Origin of the sequence: Aliirhizobium wenxiniae (assembly GCF_014201355.1) — a bacterium.
Lineage (GTDB): Bacteria > Pseudomonadota > Alphaproteobacteria > Rhizobiales > Rhizobiaceae > Neorhizobium > Neorhizobium wenxiniae.
On record NZ_JACHEG010000006.1, the window covers coordinates 113,954 to 130,331 of the forward strand.

At 57.6% G+C, this 16,378-nt stretch carries 11 protein-coding genes and 2 pseudogenes; 12 read left to right on the forward strand and 1 reads right to left on the reverse strand.

Translation table 11 applies throughout. The features are described from left to right. Window positions 1-160 precede the first annotated feature (160 nt). From HNQ72_RS21835 to HNQ72_RS21855, 5 genes and pseudogenes are all read left to right on the forward strand, one after another. Window positions 161-391: pseudogene (locus HNQ72_RS21835) on the forward strand (PepSY domain-containing protein); the annotation flags it as partial. Window positions 392-429: 38 nt separating this feature from the next. After that, entirely contained in the window at window positions 430-567 is a 138-nt protein-coding gene (locus HNQ72_RS21840; RefSeq protein WP_183995266.1) for a general stress protein, read from the forward strand. 291 nt (window positions 568-858) lie between these two features. Further along, a complete protein-coding gene (locus HNQ72_RS21845; protein ID WP_183995267.1) occupies window positions 859-1,785 on the forward strand; it encodes a manganese catalase family protein in 927 nt (308 codons plus the stop codon). Between the two features lie 138 nt (window positions 1,786-1,923). Then, on the forward strand, window positions 1,924-3,615 hold the full coding sequence (locus HNQ72_RS21850) for an FAD/NAD(P)-binding protein (protein ID WP_183995269.1): 1,692 nt from the start codon (window positions 1,924-1,926) through the stop codon (window positions 3,613-3,615). A 580-nt stretch (window positions 3,616-4,195) separates the two neighbouring features. After that, complete coding sequence (locus tag HNQ72_RS21855; RefSeq protein ID WP_183995664.1) at window positions 4,196-4,963, forward strand: EAL domain-containing protein; 768 nt, start codon at window positions 4,196-4,198, stop codon at window positions 4,961-4,963. A gap of 23 nt (window positions 4,964-4,986) precedes the next feature. Here the strand turns inward: HNQ72_RS21855 and HNQ72_RS21860 are convergent, their stop codons facing one another. Further along, complete coding sequence (locus HNQ72_RS21860) at window positions 4,987-8,343, reverse strand: DEAD/DEAH box helicase (RefSeq protein ID WP_244654480.1); 3,357 nt, start codon at window positions 8,341-8,343, stop codon at window positions 4,987-4,989. A gap of 547 nt (window positions 8,344-8,890) precedes the next feature. Here HNQ72_RS21860 and HNQ72_RS31435 point away from each other — a divergent pair. The 7 genes and pseudogenes from HNQ72_RS31435 to HNQ72_RS21890 form a co-directional block, all read left to right on the forward strand. Beyond that, window positions 8,891-9,202 (forward strand): annotated as a pseudogene (locus HNQ72_RS31435) (4-alpha-glucanotransferase); the annotation flags it as partial. 39 nt (window positions 9,203-9,241) lie between these two features. After that, window positions 9,242-9,571, forward strand: coding sequence for a 4-alpha-glucanotransferase (locus HNQ72_RS31320; RefSeq protein WP_425503156.1), 330 nt, complete (start codon window positions 9,242-9,244; stop codon window positions 9,569-9,571). Beyond that, window positions 9,561-11,957, forward strand: coding sequence for an FdhF/YdeP family oxidoreductase (locus tag HNQ72_RS21870; protein ID WP_183995273.1), 2,397 nt, complete (start codon window positions 9,561-9,563; stop codon window positions 11,955-11,957). The genes HNQ72_RS31320 and HNQ72_RS21870 overlap by 11 nt, the downstream gene beginning before the upstream one ends. A gap of 246 nt (window positions 11,958-12,203) precedes the next feature. Further along, the gene (locus tag HNQ72_RS21875) at window positions 12,204-12,755 is read left to right on the forward strand and encodes a c-type cytochrome (protein ID WP_183995668.1); all 552 of its coding nucleotides are present in this window, start codon (window positions 12,204-12,206) and stop codon (window positions 12,753-12,755) included. After that, a complete protein-coding gene (gene coxB, locus HNQ72_RS21880) occupies window positions 12,752-13,744 on the forward strand; it encodes a cytochrome c oxidase subunit II (protein WP_183995275.1) in 993 nt (330 codons plus the stop codon). Before HNQ72_RS21875 ends, coxB begins: the two co-directional genes overlap by 4 nt. Beyond that, window positions 13,741-15,654, forward strand: coding sequence for a cytochrome c oxidase subunit I (ctaD, locus tag HNQ72_RS21885; RefSeq protein WP_183995277.1), 1,914 nt, complete (start codon window positions 13,741-13,743; stop codon window positions 15,652-15,654). The genes coxB and ctaD overlap by 4 nt, the downstream gene beginning before the upstream one ends. Beyond that, complete coding sequence (locus tag HNQ72_RS21890) at window positions 15,651-16,253, forward strand: cytochrome c oxidase subunit 3 (protein ID WP_183995279.1); 603 nt, start codon at window positions 15,651-15,653, stop codon at window positions 16,251-16,253. Before ctaD ends, HNQ72_RS21890 begins: the two co-directional genes overlap by 4 nt. Window positions 16,254-16,378: the final 125 nt, after the last annotated feature.

Below are 16,378 nucleotides of genomic sequence, written 5' to 3' on the forward strand. Positions count from 1 at the left end.
ACTGCGGAACCATTCCCAATCTGAAATGTCCTCTCGCTGCATTCGAAGAGGATGCAGGATTTGGGAGTAAGACTATGAAAAAGACTGCTTTTGGCGTTGCCGCCGCCTTTCTTTCCGCAAACGCAGCGTTCGGGTAGACTGAAGCCCTAAGACCTCACAGACGACACCTGCAGTGGCGACATCGGGCGAGCAGAATCCCGGCGCGCCTGTCGCTGGCAAGAACAGCTTCACTGAAGCTCTGGCGAAAACTCGCATCGAGGAAGCCGGTTACACCGACGCATCGGGTCTCAAGCGCGATGATCAGGGTGTCGGGCGCGCGATGGGCAGCAAGGATGGAAAGCACGCCAACGTCCCCCTCGACTTCCAGGGTAACATCACGACGGCTCAGTAAGCCAGCTTCTAAACAAACAAGAGTACGAGGAATCACCCGTGCGCACGATTACAGGTCTCTACGACCCCTACGAATATGCCCGTGAGGCCGTGAATCCTCTTGATGATGCAGGCGTACCGTCTGATCACATCAGCATCATCTCGAACAAGGACGGCAAGGAAGATAGCCATATTTGAAGGCCACTCACCAGAGTGGCCTTTTCGCATCTGAGCCCCCTGAGAATTTACTAGCTTGGCCAACTAAGGAACGCCACTCGTTTCCTTTCGAGACCTGATCTTGGCCGCGACATCTATCAGCGAAGGTGATCGACGCCTCCGCCCTTTGTAACGGTGCCCTTAACGGAGCATCCTCCGTGAAATCCTAGCTACCCTCTATCGTCAGCGTACGGTTTTAGACGCTCTGATTGTTTTGGGAACTTTGGATGCCAGTTCCGGTTGGGCCAACGTCTCCAATCGAAAGGAACCCTCATGTTCATGAGAGTAGACCAGCTCCAAGCGGAGTTGCCCGCGCCAAAAGCTGCGGATCCCAATGCTGCAGCCGCCCTTCAAGAGCTCCTTGGGGGGAAATACGGCGAGATGTCGACTCTGGGCAATTACATGTTTCAGTCCTTCAACTTCCGATCAAAATCGAAGCTGAAGCCTTTCTATAGCCTCGTCGCCAGCATCACTGCCGAAGAGCTTGGCCATGTCGAACTTGTGAGCAATGGTGTCGCCATGCTCAACAATGGCCCTGACATTCCCGACTCTGATGAAGGCGACGGCGGTGATATTTCCGGAGCCCCGTTCAAGGATATGGCCGACATTCGGCTCGCTGCGAGTTTTCTGTCTGGGGGCGGCGGAGCAATGCCGATCAACAGCAACGGCCAGTCGTGGAATAACGACTTCATCACGACGACCGGAAACGTAGTCCTCGACTTGCTGCACAACTTCCATCTAGAATGCGGCGCCCGGCTGCACAAGTTGCGCGTATATGAAACGGTGACAGATCCAACAGGTCGTGAAGTTTGCGGCTATCTTCTCGTCCGGGGTTCCGTGCATGCACATGCCTATGCCCTCGCACTGGAGAAGATCACCGGCGTCGATGTGAAAAAGTTCTTGCCCACTCCGAACATACCGCTGGGTAACATACCGGAGTGCCAGAAGTACCTGGACGAGGGATCACATCGCCGCCTTTATACGTGGAGCCCGAACGACTACAAAGAAATCGCCGGCATCTGGAGCAATGACGAGGTTGCGCTTCCAGGAGATCCTCCGGGTGAGCTTGAGGTTGTCGACGGTATGCCCGAAGGCGGGAAGATGCAGCAGCTCGTTGGCGTGCCTTCGGCCTTCACCCCGGATTACGCACCGGAAGAGATGTTCGAGATTGCTGAAAAGCTCTACAAAAAATCTCGCTGAAAGAACGCTATCGAGATTGTGCGAGGCCCCGCAGTGGGGCCTCGAACGCCTCTGTCTGTTACCGTACAGATCGGGAACACACAGGTTGGTAAACCGTTTAGGAGACAAGCAGCGCGTTCTGGGCTGCAGGAGCTCCCAATGCGTAAACGCGTCGCTATCGTCGGGGCAGGCCCGACAGGTTTGTATGCCCTTCAGGAACTGATCACCTCCAAACACCCACTAGAGATAATCGTATTCGAAGCCGAGGACATCGCCGGTAAGGGAACGCCTTATCAGCGGGGTATTAATGACCCTGCAATGCTTTCAAACATCCCGAGCATTGAGATACCCGAGCTGCCTATGACCTTGGTCGAGTGGCTTGGTGCGCAGCCAAAAAAATATCTCTCGCAGTTCGAGAGCGGACTCAACCAAATCTCCGAACGAGCCTTTTATCCTCGCGTGGTCCTGGGGGACTATTTTCGAGCCCAGTTCGAGATGATATTAAAACGTGGCTTGGGCGCAAACCACGAGATAGAGATCCGGGAGAGCGCCGCCGTTGTGGATATCGTGCCTTCGGATGCACGATTTGGCATTCGGCTCTCCAGCGACACGGGCCTTGAGCTCTTCGACTACGTGATTGTCGCGACCGGCCACAGCTTTCAGACGGCGCCGGAAACCTCGCAAGGATTTTTCGAGGCACCATGGCCCGCAACCGCGTTGCGAACGGTTCCGTGCGGCGAGGTCGGCGTCCTTGGAACGTCGCTCAGCGCGATTGATGCCGTCGTGACCGTTGCCGCATCGTTTGGGATGTTCACGCGCCGAGCCGATGGACGCCTCGGCTATGTGATCGACCAAGCCCATGAAAGCTTTCAGGCGACGATGATGTCACGCAAGGGGCTTTTGCCGGAAGCCGACTTTTACTTCCCAATCCCTTATGAGCAGCCCAGAATATGCACAGCGCAAGCGGTAGCCAGCCGCCTTGCGCTCGGCAGCAGCGGTTTGCTCGATGACGTCTTCGACCTCTTTCGCGCCGAGTTGGCACTAGCGGACCCAGACTACGCCAGGCTCATCCGCCTCGACACACTCACGGTCGATACCTTTGCAGATGCCTATTACGGCGTCCGCGACCAGCATGATCCTTTCGAATGGGCGGCAATCAATCTGGCGGAAGCGAAGCGAAACTATGCGAAGAAACACACGGTTGCTTGGCGTTATGCGATTCTTATTACCCACGAAATCATAGAGAGTGCCGTCGGTTCGCTCACGGCGGATGACCTCGCGCGATTCAACAGAACCTTCAAAAGTATCTTCGCCGATGACTATGCAACCGTCCCGCACCTCTCGATTGAGCGCCTTCTCGCGCTCCATCAGGCGGACAGATTGCGGATTGTCGCACTCGGCGATAATTCGGCGATCTCGTCTGAAGGCCTTGAACGTGGCGCCGCGGTGAAGAGCGATAAGATTATATTGCGCTTTGACACGTTTATCGATGCAACCGGCCAGAAAACGCAGTCCGTTGAAGATCTGCCCTTTCCATCACTTAAGGAGCGGGGTTTTGTCTCAGATGCTCTTACGATAACGCGAAAAGGCAACTATCGACGCACGGGTGGAGTGGATGTCGACGATCATTGTCGCCCTCTCCTTGCCGGGGTTAAGCCGGTCCGACGGCTTTATCTACCTGCTATATCATACCTCCTTCACAAACGCCCATTTGTACAAGGGATAACCAGTGCCGCTGAACTCGGCCAGATGGTAGCGAGGTCGATCAAAGAAGATATTATGCGGCCGGTTCGTAGCCGGAGAGCGCGCCCCCCCCGGCGCCGGCCCGATGTATCGGCGACTGCGGCATGATAGCTACCGCCCGTTTGAGCTCAAGCGTCTAGCATAGTTGCCTATTCAGCCGCATGACGGATTTCAGGCGCATGCCTTCGAGGACATTGCCGTACTCGTCGGTAATCTCAAACGGTTGCCCATTGAAGCCCTGCAGCGAGACACCAAGGTATTGGCGTCTCTCGCTGCAGGGCTTCGACGATTCCGCCATTATGCGCGCGATGCGAATAGCTGCGACAACGCCTCCATGATCGCACGGTGGAAGCTACCCAGAGTGTTGGTCAGTGCCTTAATCTCAAATGGGCTGTTTTTGTTGATATGTTGTCCCTAACTTCGAAGAGACCGGACACAACGTTTCGAAAGCCCCTTAGACCTGCCGCAGACTGCCATCAACGCAGAGTTCAGCACCAGCGAAGTAGCTCGCTCGCGCCGGCTTATCCGGAGAGTTACAATACAATAAGACCTCTACCCGCATCCGGTTTGTCGGGAGCGACCAAGAACTATATATTGCCGCCAATTCCGCGCGATTAGGTGCATGAGATGCAACGAAACCTTAATTGCATGCAGTTTAGTGTCTCCTCTCAATGGAGACCCCTCGATCATGCCTCTCAAATGCAACGGTTGCCGTGATGGCGCAGATTTTGAACTGCCGTTCTCAATGGCGTTCCAGCCGATCGTCGACATCCGGAGCGGTGATGTTTTCGCCCATGAGGCACTTGTGCGCGGACCAAATGGCGAGGGTGCAGGCTCTGTGCTTGCTCAAGTCAGCGATACTAATCGTTACGCGTTCGATCAACAATGCCGTGTGAAAGCAATTCAGCTTGCATCCGAACTCTACGACCGCGGGACGGATGTAAGGCTGTCGATCAATTTTATGCCGAACGCCGTTTACGAGCCCCGTGCCTGTATCCGGTTGACACTCGCGACCGCAATGAAAACAGGGTTTCCGGTTGACCGCATCATCTTCGAGTTCACCGAAGACGAGCGGCTCGACGCTACACACGTTTTGAACATCCTCCGAACCTATCGAGACATGGGCTTCCAGACCGCAATTGACGATTTCGGGGCGGGCCATTCGGGACTCGGGCTTCTGACACATTTTCAGCCCGACATCGTAAAACTGGATATGGACCTGATCCGAGCAATCGATACTGACCGGGTCCGCCGGACGATCGTCAAGCACACGCTTGCCATGCTCGACGACCTTGCCATCACGCCAATCTGCGAGGGTGTTGAGACCGTGGACGAGCTGGCCGCATTGCATGATCTTGGCGTCGTTCTCGTGCAGGGTTACGTACTGGCAAAACCAAGTTTTGAGAAGCTAACCGTCCCGGTTGTAGCAGAAGCTCTTCATACGCGGGCGGCTTGACCGTATTTGCAGCTGACTTAATCCTACTCGCCTAACCCCTGCGCTGCTGAGACAATTTTTTCAAAGAAACACAGTTGCTCTTTGCCGGTTTTGCCTTCGGTTTCGAATATCCATCGATCCTCTCGCTGGACTGCTCCGGCGTTCTTCGTCCATGCCGCAACAACCCTCGATGGGACCTTCGCCGTCAGCGTCATCGCCGACGCTTTTGGCCCGGCCTCGAGCTTGGCAATACCCAGCCACCCCGCGACAAGTTGCAGGCGGCTCGTTCGCAACAGCAGTAAGACGTCCTCGGGCGGCTCCCCAAACCTATCCTCAAACTCATCACTTAGTTCGTCGATTTCATTCAGTGAGGAGGCTTGCAGTAGCTTGGCGTATAGATTGAGCCTGGTGCCCGGATCCGTCACATAGTCCAGCGGTATTGTGCCTGCAACGTCGAGGTTGAGGATCGCGCGTTGCTGTTTGACGGAGGCTTTTTTGCGCAAGGTCGCGACCGCTTCTGATAGCAGTTTCTGATACAGTCCAGTGCCGATAACCTTCATATGCCCGGCTTGATCCTCCCCCGCGATGTCACCCGCACCCCGAAGCTCGAGATCTCGAAGGCTGATTGCTAGACCAGCGCCCAGGCGGTCGTTCTCTACGAGCGATAGGAGCCGCAAGTGCGTCTCCTCAGCCAGCTCAGTGCCCTCTTCGGTTAAAAGGGTTGCCATACCTTGAGCAGCGCCGCGCCCGACACGTCCGCGCAACTGATGAAGTTGTGCCAGCCCGAAGCGGCCCGCGTGCCATACGAAGATCGTGTTTGCGCGGGGGACGTCGAGTCCGTTCTCGATTAGATTGGTGGCAAGCAAAACATCGCCGTCGCCGTCGGCGAATCCCACGATCGCTTCGTCGATAGCCGCTGCTGGCATTTTGCCGTGTGCAATCTTGATCGATAGTTCCGGAACGGTTCTCTCAAGCACCGTCGATACGTCGTTTATGTCCTCGATGCGTGGAACTACGATAAAACTCTGTCCTCCACGGCGGTATTCACGCATAAGGCCTGTTCGCACAGACGTTGCGTCAAATTCCATCAGTGATGTCCGGACTGGTCGGCGTTTGGATGGCGGTGTTGTCAGAAGGCTGACCTCCTGAACCCCGATCATTGCCGATTGCAGTGTCCGCGGGATCGGTGTCGCCGACATTGAGAGCGTATGAAGAGATGGTGCCAGAGCACCCATCGTCCGCTTTTCCTTCAACCCGAACCGGTGTTCCTCGTCAATGATCAACAGGGCGAGATTCGCAAAGCCGACATTTTTCGCAAGGATTGCCTGTGTCGCTACGACGACGCCGATTTCACCCTCCGACAGCGCGGCCTTGACCTGTTTTGCTTCGTTTGGCTTGAGAAGACGAGATAACAATCCGACCTGAATGCCAGTCTGCGCAAAACGTCTTTGAAAGGTGTCGTAGTGTTGACGGGCCAGCACGGTGGTCGGAGCGACGACGGCCACCTGGCCGCCAGAAAGCGCAACCGCAGCCGCGGCACGCAACGCGATTTCGGTCTTGCCGAAGCCTACATCTCCGCAGATAAGGCGGTTCATCACCTTCCCAGATTCGAGATCGGACAAGACCGCTTTGATAGCTTCAACCTGATCACGCGTTTCGGCGAAAGGGAAGCGCCGGGTGAAGGCTGAATATTCCTTCCTTGGGGGGATGAACTTCTTTGCTGGTAAAGCCTGCCTCTGCTTTGCGATAGTCAAAAGATGACGCGCGGTGGATCGAATGTCTGCTGCGATCTTTCCGCTCTTTTTCTTCCAGGCTTCGGTGTGGAGACGGTCAAGGGTTACTGCCTCGGGTTCGGCGCTGTAGCGCCAAATTTTTCCGAAATCCTCCATCGGGACCAGCACGGAGTCGCCATCTCGATATTCCAGGCGGGCGGCATCGCGACCAACATCCCCGACTACGACAGTTTCCAAATCTTTGAGGATCCCGACGCCATGCTCCTCATGAACGACAACGTCGCCTATCCGAAGCTCTGGCTCTGCTAGAAGTGTCGCTTGCTCGCCGAGATTGGTTACCGTTTCAGCGACTGCGATCATAGCGATGTTCAGTGCCGCATCGACAAACCCATGATCGAGATCGACGGGTAGTTTGAGAAACGCTCCGGGATCGGCTTGCTCTACTGCCCGCCAGGTATCGACCGAACGATGCGCTATCCCGGTGGCTTTTTCCACTCGTCGGCAGAGCCCATCCGAGCCTTTTCCTGTGCCACAGACGACAACCGTTAGTCCTTGCCGTAATTGATGCTGCGCCAGCTTGGCCAATTCGGCACGTGGGACGGCGTCGCATGGTCCCCCCTGCAGCTCACCATGTTCGTCGAGATCCAGTCCGAGGGATGAAACGTGGCCAGCGTGCTGTTCCCATTCGGTGCCGTCTAGGTAGAGGGAACGAGACTTGTTCTGTCGGTCGCGGATATCGTTTTGGGACTGGCAAGCGTCTTCGACTATCTCGAGATAGCGCTCGACCCGCCGGGCGCCGCCTGGGGCGAGAAGCACGGTCGCATCCCCGATCGCCGCAAACAGTGTAGGCATGTCGTGATAGAGGCGCAGCAGCTGTCTCTCCATGGTTTCCGGCTTCGGCGCAATTTCCTCCGTATCTGCTTCCGATAGAACGGCTTCGGACGCGGGACCAAGGATCACCCTTTCCAGATAGCTCTCCGTCCGTTGAGTGATACGATCAAAACCCCGCAACTCCCGAACAATGTCGTCCTTCGAAATTACGATACGCATTGGTCCGGGTGCACCAGCCGGGTAGATGTCTATCACCCCATCCCGGACAGCCAATTCGCCGGGATCATCTGCAATGCCTTCTTCGACATAGCCTGTGCGTTGGATGAAGTCAGAAAATGCGTCGCGATCGAAATCCTCGCCAACCACCAGTTCGAGGTTACTATCCGCAATGACGTCAGCCGGAGGAATGCGTTGGAGTGCTGCGTCGAGCGACGTCAGCATCAGCTTCGGTGCATCGCTGGGCGTGTTCCAGATCCGCAGTGCGTCCATTCGCCGACCCATACAGTGGCGCGATGGCGGCACCCTATCGTAGGGCAGGCAATCCCATGGCGGCAAAACCACCAGCTGGACCTCGGGGAAAAGGGCAATGAACACTTCCGCTATATCGCTGGCGGATTCTTCGCTGAGCGCCAAATAGCAGATCGATCGGCCCGATCCCTTTAATATTGCAGAGAGCCTGACAGCCACGAGACCGGGCGGCGGCTTGAAGCCGAGTTGGTGTGTCGATGGGTCGCGAAACGGGGAGGGGGCGTGGTCGGGATACTCGGGATTGCGCACGGGAACCTGCTGATGTCTCGCCGGCCCACTGCCGGTCTGCAAGAACCAGATTTCCGCCAACTTGTTCCCTATTTCGAGGCACACGGCACATGCATCACTCCGGAGAGAGCCGCCCCGGAGTCGTCAGGCATCTCCGAATTCCGTCCACAAGCGGCGCTGCCCACTCAGGCTTTCACGACCCAAGCAAGGGGCGGCGTGCGTTAAGCCGGCGAAGCTTGCACACAGCCTGAATACGTTCACACCGGTATTTCTCCGGCTCTACAGCTTGCTCTATCGCGATCCTTCAGTCGACTTCGAAGATCATGATCTGGCGATCTGCCCGCGAGTTGACGCAAAGTCAGTCTTGCTGAGGTTCGAACAGTCGTTGAGCACTTGAAGCGTCTGGGCAACGGGACAAGGTTATGTCCCACCTCGGCAACACCTTTTGAAAACGGTAAAAACAACCTGGGCCCAAGGGAACTCCAAGGCGCTGCCTCGGTTTGTTGCTGTCAGATCCGTGCCCACCCAGTTGGAGGATTTTCATGACCGAGAACATGTGCGTTCGACAAAGCGGACGTTTGCGTCGCGGCCGCTTTGGCATTATGCGCGAAGCGTCTGCGGTATGCTGATGAAGAGCCTCACCGGAGAGGACCGAACCGATCGTCGCCGCGGCACGGGCACGGGCACGGATGAATTCGAGCCTGAAAGACCATCACCGGCCGGCCGGGAGGTTCCGGTCGCAGGCAGCGGTCGAGATGCGATCCTTGCGGCTCTCAATGCATGCCAACAAGGCCCAGCGGTCGCCGACTTTATCGGCCTCAACCCGTTGCATGCGCGATTGACCGCCGCACCGGAGCGCTGCAGCCCGTACGAGCCGTCGAATAGGCGGTTCCTAAACCCGCTGTACATCGCGGTCGACCAAGTTGCAGGCTTCGTCGGTCAACGGCAACGTAAGGCACGCAGGGGCGAAAAGCAAAAAATGCTCGCCGCTTTCAAGGCGGCGGGGCTTTTGACGGCTTCCTCAAAAACGGAATCGGATGGAAAAGGCCTGCCAGCCGCCGTGCATCGCCTTATAGCCCGGACGCCGTCCATGCTCATGGCGGTTAGGCTTGCGGATCTAACGGATGAAAAACGGCCGACCAACGTTCCGAGCACGAAAGACAGTTACCCCAACTGGAAACCGAAACTCTCTGCGACGATTGCGGAGTTGAATGCTGTGTTTGGTCTTACGACCATCATCTCTGCGGTGACCGACGAGCGCGCCGTTCGCCGAGACCTCGTAAATCGGAGTGAGCGCCATGAGCGGTAGCCCATCCGAGTCTAGAGTTCGAACCTATACCGGTCCCGCAGGTGGATGGGGCTCGGCCAAGTCAGTCACCGAAATTCTGGTTCGCGAACAACTTCCGGTCCGAGGCGCCAACCTCCTGCGCCACCAGAACAAGCCGGAAGGTTATATGTGTGTGAGTTGCGCCTGGGCGAAGCCAGCAAAGACCCATCCACTGGAGTTCTGCGAGAACGGCGCGAAGGCAACGGCCTGGGAAGTCACCAGCCGCCGTGCCGACCGGTCATTTTTTGACGCCCATACATTGACCGAGCTGGAAAGCTGGCGCGACCACGATCTCGAAGAGCAGGGTCGCCTGACCCATCCGATGAAATGGGATGCGGCCACCGACAAATACGTTCCCGTCCCATGGGAACAAGCATTTGTTGAGGTCGGTCAGGAGTTGCGGGCGCTGGCACCCGAGCAGGTCGACCTTTACACGTCCGGACGCGCGTCGCTCGAAACCAGCTACATGTACCAGCTGTTCGCCCGGATGTATGGCAGCAACAACCTGCCCGATAGTTCAAATATGTGTCACGAGAGTTCGTCGGTGGCTCTGCCCGAAAGCATTGGTGCGTCAGTTGGGACGGCGATCCTGTCGGATTTTGAGAACACGGACTGCATTTTCTACATCGCCCAGAATGTCGGCACGTCGTCGCCCCGGATGCTGCATGACCTTCAGGACGCTGTCGACCGGGGAGCTAAGATCGTCACCTTCAACATGCTGCGTGAGCGGGGACTCGAGCGCTTCGTCAATCCACAGTCTCCGACCCAGATGTTAACCGGGAGCGAGACGACGATTTCCTCTGACTATTATCAGGTCAGGAACGGCGGCGACATCGCAGCCCTATTCGGCGTCTGCAAGGCTCTGATCGAAGCCGACGATGCGCTGAAAGCATCCAGTGTGTCGCAGGTTGCGGGCGAGGACGACAAGCCAGCCGATCCCGGGAACGCGGCAATGGTGGCTTTTGCCGCCTCAATGGCAGCCGCGGACAAAAAGCATGTTCTCGATCATGATTTCATCAAGGAGCATACGACCGGCTTCGAAGAGTTTGCAATTACGGCTCGCAGACATCCGTGGGCCGAGCTCGAGAGCATTTCCGGACTGACCCGGGGCCAAATGACCGAAGCGGCCGCGACCTACGCGAAGTCGAACGCTGTGCTGACAATTTACGGGATGGGGCTCACCCAACATCTGATGGGCGTTCAGAACGTTCATATGGTGGTGAACCTTGCTCTGCTGCGCGGCAATATAGGCAAACCCGGGGCTAACATCTGCGCCGTCCGCGGCCACTCGAATGTCCAGGGTCAACGAACGGTCGGCATCACGGAAAAACCGGGCCTAGCGCCGCTCGACAAGCTGGCTGAGCTCTACGGGTTCGAACCGCCGCGCTGGACGGGCCGCTCGACCGTCGAAACCTGCGAGGCGATCATCGACGGCTCGAGCCGCGCCTTCGTGAGCCTCGGCGGCAATTTCCTGAAGGCCATCCCGGAAACCGAAGCAGTGGAAGCGGCATGGCGGAAACTTCGCCTGACGGTACAGATCGCCACTAAACTCAACCGCAGCCACGTCCTGCATGGCGAGGTCGCATATCTCTTGCCCTGTCTTGGTCGCATCGAGGTCGATCAGCAGGCGAGCGGTCCCCAGTCAGTATCAATGGAAAGCTCGATCGCTTACTTCCACGGGTCGCGCGGGAAAACAAAGCCCGCCAGCCCCGAACTCCTGTCCGAGCCGGCGATCGTAGCAGGTATCGCCAAGGCGACACTCGGTGAAACCCGTGTGCCCTGGGATCAATGGGTTGGCGACTACGGAACCGTTAGGGATGCGATCGAGGCCACCTATCCGGAGACCTTTAGGGACTTCAACAAACGGCTGTTTCAGCCGGGCGGCTTCCCGCGTCCCCTGCCTGCGCGGGAGCGCAAATGGGTGACAAGTAGCGGCAAAGCCAATTTCATCACGCCGGACAGGCTGTTTCCTCATCTTTCGACATCCGGCAGAACCGAGGTGCTGCATTTGGCGACGCTGCGCTCGAACGATCAGTTCAACACGACGATCTATGGCTATAGCGACCGGTTCCGCGGTGTGGACGGGACGCGTAAAGTGGTGTTCATGAACCGGGAAGACATTGCCGCGATGGGGTTGACCAACGGCGTAAGCGTCGATCTCACCACGGCGATCGAGGAGGAGACGGCACGCAAGGTTATCGGCTTCCGGGTTGTCGAATACAATATTCCGAAAGGCTCATGCGGGGCCTATTTCCCCGAGACGAACCCGCTGTTTCCTCTGGAGCATCACGACGCTAAATCGAAAACGCCATCCTACAAGCTCCTTCCCATTCTGATTACACCGTCGTCCGAACTGCCTCACGACTAAACCGACTGGCCAAGGATTGTGATGATGTCGCCGGATACACGCAAAAGCTGGTCGAGTTTGGTGTTCTGGTCTTTGACCATCGCAGCAGGTGTTGCCGTTGCAGCGGCGGTATCTGCACGGATGTCGAAGACAGGTCAGAGGCTCCATCGCGACATGCTCGTTCGTGGCCCGGAAATGAAATTGGAGCAGACCGCGATTTCTGGTCCCGAGGCTAAGACGCGTCACTGGCTTGGCCTCCTGACCGCTATGGTGTCGTGTCTGGGTGTGGCTGCTGTGCTCGGCTATACTGGGGAACCTCTGCGGTTGCGCCAGGATCCTGCCGTCATCTCGGAGCTGGAGCACATCCGACTGATGCCGAACGGGGTCAGCGGCGCGCCCCCGAACGTCTATTTCGCGCTCAACCAACCCTATGAAAACGCGTCTTACAACCTTGCCCAGGGCAAACGCCTGTATTCCTGGTTCGGATGCGCCACGTGCCATGGCGACGGTCAAGGCGGGAAGGGTCCCTCGTTTCTCGATGGGTGGTGGCTTTACGGACCGGAGATGGTGTCGATCGTCGCCTCCATCCGCGACGGGAGACCGCACGGCATGCCGCCTTTCAGGAACAAGATACCGATCGAGCAGATCTGGCAGCTGGCCGGATATGTCCAATCGATCGGAGCCTATCAGGCCAAGGTTGCAGCTCCTGGCCGCAACGATGCCAGGCAAACGCGCCCGGCTGAAAATCGCGCACCAGCAGTGATCCTATTCGAGCCAGTCCCGACCCGTGTTCATCCCGACCAGGGACCGAGCCCATGAAAGTGGTCAAGCTCCTGTTGTATCTTGTCTTGTCGGGCGTTGCTGGATGCAGCGGTTTGCAATCGGCGCTCGACGTGCACGGCATGCCCGCAACCCACCTCAAGCACTTGATGACAGCGTTCTTTTGGATCTGCGCGATTGTCTGGCTGCTAGTCATCGTTACACTGATTTACGCGCTGGTGAGGTCACACACCGCGGACGCATCAACCCAATTGGACGGCCCCAGGACGAGGATCGCCGTCTCCGGTGCGGTTGCGGCGACCTCCGTTATCATCACCGGACTGACGATCGCAAGTTTTTACACGACTCGCTCCATCGACACGAGAATGGGCGACGCTATCACGATCGCGGTCAAGGGCGAGCAATGGTGGTGGCGCGTTCGTTACCCAAACCCGGATTGGGTGCTGGAGTTCGAGACCGCAAACGAGATTCATATTCCCGTCGGGCGGGACGTACGCCTGCAACTGGAAAGCGCCAACGTCATCCATTCCTTCTGGGTCCCAAGTCTGGCTGGAAAACAAGACCTCGTTCCCGGGCGCAGCAACACTCTTCTTATTCGCGCCGAGCGGCCGGGGGTATATCGCGGCCAGTGCGCCGAATTTTGCGGCTTGCAGCACAGCCATATGGGAATATTGGTCGTAGCGGAGGATGAGGCCTCTTTTTCGCGGTGGCTCGCGTCGCAGCGGGTCGTCCGGTCGCGCACCATGGATGATGAGGCGGCAGCTGGCGAAAGAGTTTTCCTGGCCAAGCCTTGTGCCGCCTGCCACACTGTTCGCGGCACGTTCGCCACGGGAATAAGTGGCCCCGACCTGACCCATGTCGGGAGCCGCCGGACGATCGGTGCCGGACTTCTTGAGACGACCCGAGGCTCGCTTGCAGCCTGGATCGCCGACCCTCAAACGCTGAAGCCCGGCAACAACATGCCGATGGTGCCACTTACGAGCGACGAATTGCGCCAAGTATCCCGTTACATGGACGTTCTCAGATGACGGTTGGCTCACCAGAGAGGGATACCAGGGACAGCCGCCTCACAGACAGTGAGCTTCAGCGACAACTGGCCGTGACATGGGGTTCGGCGGGCGGTTTGTGGAACGCCCTGTCGAATGTCGATCACAAGGTCATTGGTCGGCGCTACATCGTCACGGCTTTCGTGTTCCTGGCGCTGGGTGGCGTCCTGTCACTCGCTATGCGGCTGCAACTCTCCCAGCCGGAAGCACGCTTTATCGGCCCCGATCGCTACAACCAGATTTTTACCATGCATGGGACGAACATGATGTTCCTGTTCGCCGTGCCGGTGATGGAGGCGATGGCAGTCTATCTCGTGCCGCTGATGGTCGGCACCCGCAATATCGCCTTTCCGCGGCTGAACGCCTTTTCCTACTGGATGTTTCTGGCAGGGGGGATTTTGCTCTGGGTCGCCTTTGCGATAGACACCGGTCCTGATGTCGGATGGTTTGCCTATGTGCCGCTGGCCGGTCCGCAATATGGAACGGGAAAACGAGCCGACATCTGGGCGCAGATGATCACCTTTACCGAAATCTCCGCCCTTGCGGTTTCGCTCGAGCTGGTCGTCACCATCTTAAAGCAGCGCGCTCCCGGCATGGCGCTCAATCGCATCCCGCTGTTCGTCTGGTCGATCCTGGTTACATCATTCCTCGTCATCCTCGCCATGCCGGCCATCATGATCGCCAGCACGTCGTTGATCCTCGACCGGCTGGTCGGTACACATTTCTTCAATCCCGCCGAGGGCGGTGACGTGTTGTTGTGGCAACATCTTTTCTGGTTCTTCGGCCACCCGGAGGTCTACATCATTTTCCTGCCGGCGGTTGGGATGGTCTCGACAATTATCGCCACTTTCACGCAACGGCCGGTCTTTGGATATTTGGCGATGGTCATGGCGCTGATCACTACCGGTGTTCTGGCGTTCGGGCTTTGGGTGCATCACATGTTCGTTGCCGGCCTGCCGCGGCTGGGCGCAAGTTTCTTTACAGCATCGAGCATGGCGATAGCACTTCCCGCCGGCTTGCAGATCTTCTGCTGGTTGGCCACGATCTGGTGGGGCCGGCCGATTTTCAGGACACCTTTCCTATTTGTCCTCGGGTTCATCTTTACGTTCGTGATCGGCGGAATGACCGGAGTCATGGTGGCCTCGGTTCCATTCGATACCCAGGTTCACGACACCTATTTCGTTGTCGCCCACTTCCACTATGTCCTGGTCGGTGGCGCGCTGTTTCCCTTGCTCGGCGCAATCTATTACTGGTTCCCGAAATTCACCGGTCGGATGATGAGCGAGCGGCTGGGGAAGTGGGTGTTCGGCCTGATTGTCCTCGGCTTCAACCTAACCTTCTTCCCGATGCATATCCTTGGCCTCCAAGGCATGCCGCGAAGGATCTATACGTATCAACCCGAGATGCCCTGGGGCGGGTTGAACATGTTCATCAGCCTAAGCGCCTTGATCTTGACCACCGGTTTCCTGCTGTTTTTTATCGATGTCATTCGAAGCGCTCGTCACGGCAAGTCCGCCGGAGCCAATCCCTGGCGGGCATCGACGCTAGAATGGGCGACGCCGTCACCTCCGCCCTGCTACAATTTCCAGCGCATTCCAGTGGTTGGCGACAGCACGCCCGTCTGGACTGACTGCGAAGTCCTGACCGTTGCAAGCGGTTTGCGGGTCGATCGACGGGAATTGTTGATTACAGGGGTTGTCGATGCTTCGCCGGAGGCCCGCGAGTCTTCACCGGATCACTCGGTCTGGCCGTTCTGGACGGCAATTGCCACTGCCCTCGTGCTGATCTGGTCAATCTTCACACCCTGGGCGGTCGTTTGGGGGGCGGTCCCCGTCGCCACAGCCTTGACCGGCTGGTTCTGGCCCAAAGGCAAACCGGAGGACGAATCGTGAAAGAGATCGTGGTTCTGGACGTCTCTCCCCTGACGGGGCATTGCGACGGCAGTGCGAGTCCGGCGTGGTGGGGCACTCTCGCCTTCATGCTCATTGAAGGCACCGGTTTCGCACTGGCTATCGTGATTTATCTTTATCTCATGAGCCTCGCGCCGATGTGGCCAATCGGTGTCGGACCGCCCGACCTGGGTGCCGGCACAGTCATGACGCTTCTCCTCGCGACAAGCCTTATTCCCAATCTCCTCGTCTCCCGGTGGGCCAAGCAGCGGGTCACGTTAAAGGTGCGTATTGGTCTAATTTTCATGTCGTTCTTCGGGATTGCGCCGCTTGTGGTCAGGATCTTCGAGTTTCCGGCCATGCATATCAAGTGGGATCACAATGCCTACGGATCGGTCGTGTGGCTGCTGCTCGGTCTGCATACGACGCATATCCTGACCGATCTCGTCGAGACCCTCGTTCTCACCTGCCTGATGTTCACCCGGCATGGCGACAATCCACGACGCTTCGGCGATGTTGGCGACAACGCGATGTACTGGAATTTCGTGGTCGCCGCTTGGATCCCGATCTACGTCTGCATCTATTGGGTTCCGCGGCTATGAAGATCGCGATAATTCAATATGGCGCTTTCCTCGTCCCATTTGGCCTCTGGGGCGTAACCACGCAGTTGGGGCAGGGGCAGCTCGTTCCCGATGTCGATTGCGATCGCAACACCGCTTTGACCCTG